Annotated in this window: 4 protein-coding genes; 3 read left to right on the top strand and 1 reads right to left on the bottom strand. The window is 33.8% G+C overall.

Translation table 11 applies throughout. The annotated features are described in order from the left end of the window. Positions 1-358, bottom strand: a 358-nt coding sequence (locus tag B5J93_RS11760; RefSeq protein WP_143823543.1) for a serine aminopeptidase domain-containing protein, incomplete at its 3' end; no start/stop codon positions are given. Between the two features lie 221 nt (positions 359-579). On the opposite strand from B5J93_RS11760, the gene B5J93_RS11755 reads away from it, so the two are divergent. The 3 genes from B5J93_RS11755 to B5J93_RS11745 all read left to right on the top strand — a co-directional run. Further along, a complete protein-coding gene (locus tag B5J93_RS11755; RefSeq protein ID WP_079326547.1) occupies positions 580-1785 on the top strand; it encodes an ATP-binding protein in 1206 nt (401 codons plus the stop codon). Between the two features lie 21 nt (positions 1786-1806). Then, positions 1807-2721 (top strand): hypothetical protein, encoded by a 915-nt coding sequence (locus B5J93_RS11750; protein WP_079326546.1) that lies wholly within the window; start codon positions 1807-1809, stop codon positions 2719-2721. A 19-nt stretch (positions 2722-2740) separates the two neighbouring features. Next, positions 2741-3611 (top strand): LysR family transcriptional regulator (locus B5J93_RS11745; RefSeq protein WP_143823542.1); only part of this gene is annotated, 871 nt, incomplete at its 3' end.

The following is a 3611-nucleotide window of genomic DNA, read 5'->3' as shown; positions in this document are numbered from 1 at the left end:
GGGTTCGGTTGGTATAGCTGCCTATATGAATGCTGTCTCGTCCGTCCGATTTGCCGTGTCCACGATGGTCAAAACGATACACGGCAATGTCATTTTTGTTCATCGTTTTGGCAAAATCGCCAAACACCCCAGAATGGCTCGCCAAACCGTGCGAAATCACGACAACGGCTTTTGGCTTGGCGTTTGGAATGTCTTTTTGCAGGTGCAAATTTAAGCCGTCAAGGGTTTTGATTTTTTGTACGACTGATTTTGTAATGCTTACTTTTACAGGCTGTTCGGGCGTTTTGGCGGTTGCCACAGAACCAAAAGACAAAGACAATGCCAACGCAATGGCGGTTGATTTTAAAAGGGTTTTCATAAATTTTTCTCTTTTGTTAAATGGAATGAGCATATTATAATATTTTAAAATTGATAATTGAATGGCGATTTATGGGAATTTGGTTTTTAAAAATGGAAAGATATAGTTTTTATCATACTTTTATCAGTGTCAATTTTTTTAAAAAGTTTTTATTATACTGGAAACTTTTTTGATTTTATGCTAAAATTTTACTCATAATCATCAAAATTTGCTTAAAAATTATGCAAAACATCATCTACCGTCAGCGATATTTAGACCAAATCTCTCCCTTTATTGGCAAAAATCTCATCAAGGTTTTGACAGGACAACGCCGTGTCGGAAAAAGCTATTTATTATTACAACTGATTGAAAAAATTAAGCAAACCGACAATTTAGCTCATATTATTTATATCAATAAAGAAGATTTGACATTTAGCCATATCAAATCCACCCAAGAATTATCTGAATATGTTTTGACAAATAAAAAATCAGGCGTAAAAAATTATATTTTTATTGATGAAATTCAAGAAATTGCCGATTTTGAAATGGCGTTGCGTTCCTTATTATTAGACAGCGAATTGGATATTTATTGTACAGGTTCAAACGCCCAATTATTATCCAAAGACATTGCAGGGGCGTTAAGCGGACGAGCGATAGAAATTCAAGTCTATTCATTGTCTTATGTTGAATTTTTGCAATTTATGCAATTAGAAGATGATACAAAATCTTTAAATATGTATTTTAAATATGGCGGTTTACCATTTTTAAAAGAATTGCCCTTACAAGATGAAATTATTTTTGAATATTTAAAAAATATTTATTCCACCATTGTCGTGCGGGACATTATCAATCGTTATAATATTCGCAATGGCTTGTTTTTGGAGCAATTAACGCAATTTTTGGCGGATAATATTGGTAATTTATTTTCCGCCAAAAAAATTAGCGATTTTTTAAAATCCCAAAAAGTCAATATTTCCAATAGCCAAGTGCAAAATTATACTGAGTATTTGGCAAATGCCTTTTTAATTCACAAAGTACAACGCTATGATATTGAAGGAAAACGAATTTTTGAAATTGGCGAAAAATATTATTTTGAAGATTTGGGGATTAGAAATGCCTTAATGGGTTATCGCATTTCTGACCGTGCCAAAATATTGGAAAATATGGTGTTTCATCATTTAAAAATTGCAGGCTTTGATATTAAAATTGGCGGATTAAATACCCAAGAAATTGATTTTGTGGCAAATAAAAATGGCGAGCGAATTTATGTGCAAGTGGCTTTAACCATAGACAGCGAGAAAACTTTTGAACGAGAATTTGGTAATTTATTAAAAATTAACGATAATTATCCCAAATATGTAGTTACGCTAGATGAATTTGAAGGCAATAGTTATGCTGGGATTAAATGTTTGAGTTTTCGGCAGTTTGTTTATCAAATTTTTAACTAATATGATTTTAAGGTGAAATTTATGAAAATATTATCTCCTGTTGCAATAAATGCCTTAAAAGAGGCACTAATCCATATTTATTGGTTTAAAAATGACTTGAAATCATTTTTACGAAAAAGTTTTCCAAACAACATTTCTCTTGGAGACTTTGATTTTGGAAATTATACCAAAAGAGATTTTGTTAATATCCTTATAGATAGACTTTTTGAGCTTAATAAATCTGATGAATTGCTAAAATTAGCCCAAGATGTCTGTGAAATGAATAGCTTTGAGCATTTAAAACATTTAGATAATTCCGAAATAAAAATTTCTAATGCAAAAAATTCAGTAACGCAATTAAAGAATTTGATCAAGCCTTACCAAGAAAATCAGCAAAAAGAAATCATTCGCCAACAAAAACAGAAAGAAAATCAAGAAAGAATAAATAATTTTAAAAGCTATCAAGATGAGCTTGATAGATTGAAGTTTGACTTTTGCGAACTTCATAAAAATGAAATTACACCACAACAAAAAGGTTTTAAATTAGAAAAAATAATGAATGATTTATTTTCTCTTGATGATTTAGACCCAAAATCATCATTTAAAGTTATGGGAGAACAAATAGATGGGGCATTTACATTAAATAATACAGAATATTTATTTGAAGCTAAATGGACAACTCAACCAATAAATAAAGCAAATTTGGTTATTTTTGAGCATAAAGTAAAAAGCAAATTAGAAAATACATTAGGATTATTTTTATCCATAAATGGATTTTCGGAAGAAGGTTTGACTGCCTTTCAAGCACATGATAAAGTTGTAATTTTAATGGATGGCTCTGATTTAATGGCTATTTTTGATGGTAGAATATCATTTACAGACTTAATTGATCGTAAAAAGAAAATCGCATCAAGAGAAGGAAGGATATTTGTAAGATATTTTGAAATGATTAATTGATTTATAAAAGAGACTCACAATGAACCTCAACGCCTTATCCCTATTTGTTGCCGTCATCAAACACGGCAGTCTCTCCAAAACGGCTGAAAAATTGGGCGTACCGATTGCCACCATTAGCCGTCAAATTGCCGAGCTGGAAAAACACTTACAAATTCAACTCTTTGACCGCCAAAAATCAGGCGTTAAACCAACAATGGCAGGGCAAAAACTCTACGATGAGGTGCATTTGTCCATTGATAATTTGTTAAATGCCAAGCAGGTTTTGTTTGATGATGAACAAAATTTAAAAGGCATTTTGCGGATTTCCGCCCCGCCCAAATGCGAGCCTGTATTGGCGTGGGTCAGCGAATTTGGGCAAAAATTCCCCAATGTGCAAATTCACGCCACGATGACCGAACGCATTTTGGATTTGAGTGCCGACAGCATTGATGTGGCGTTTAGGATTGGCGAGCTTCACGGTGAGCATTTTATCGCCAAAAAAGTCGCCACGCTTGGCACAAAATGGGTGGCTCACCCTGATTTGTTGGCTCGTTTTGGTACGCCAAGCACTTTGAAAGAATTAAAAAATTTCCCCATTGCCACTTGGGCAAAAAATGGCGAAAATGAAGTTGTTATTCAAATGAATAAAGAAAAAATCGCCTTACCGTTTTTGTTTGCCAGCAATGATGCGTATGCGGTGGAATATATGGTTTTGCAGGGGCAGGCAATTGGGCAAATTTCTGATTTTACGGCAAATGAGTGGATAAGGGACAAGCGTGTGGTGGAGATTTTGCCAGAGCTTGCCAAGCCCAATTATGAATTGTTTATGCTCTATGCTTCCCAGCGTTATCCGTCTGCGATTGTGCGGGTGTTTGTGGAGTTTGTGATGGATAAAGCTATACCAACCGAAC

Source organism: Moraxella equi (genome assembly GCF_002027555.1).
Lineage (GTDB): Bacteria > Pseudomonadota > Gammaproteobacteria > Pseudomonadales > Moraxellaceae > Moraxella > Moraxella equi.
Note: the sequence above shows the minus strand (reverse complement) of the source record. Positions and strands in the feature narration are given on the sequence as shown.

Coding starts and splice junctions, on each gene's coding strand:
- B5J93_RS11750 (WP_079326546.1), top strand. CDS start 1,807: ATGAAAATATTATCTCCTGTTGCAATAAATGCCTTAAAAGAGGCACTA.
- B5J93_RS11755 (WP_079326547.1), top strand. CDS start 580: ATGCAAAACATCATCTACCGTCAGCGATATTTAGACCAAATCTCTCCC.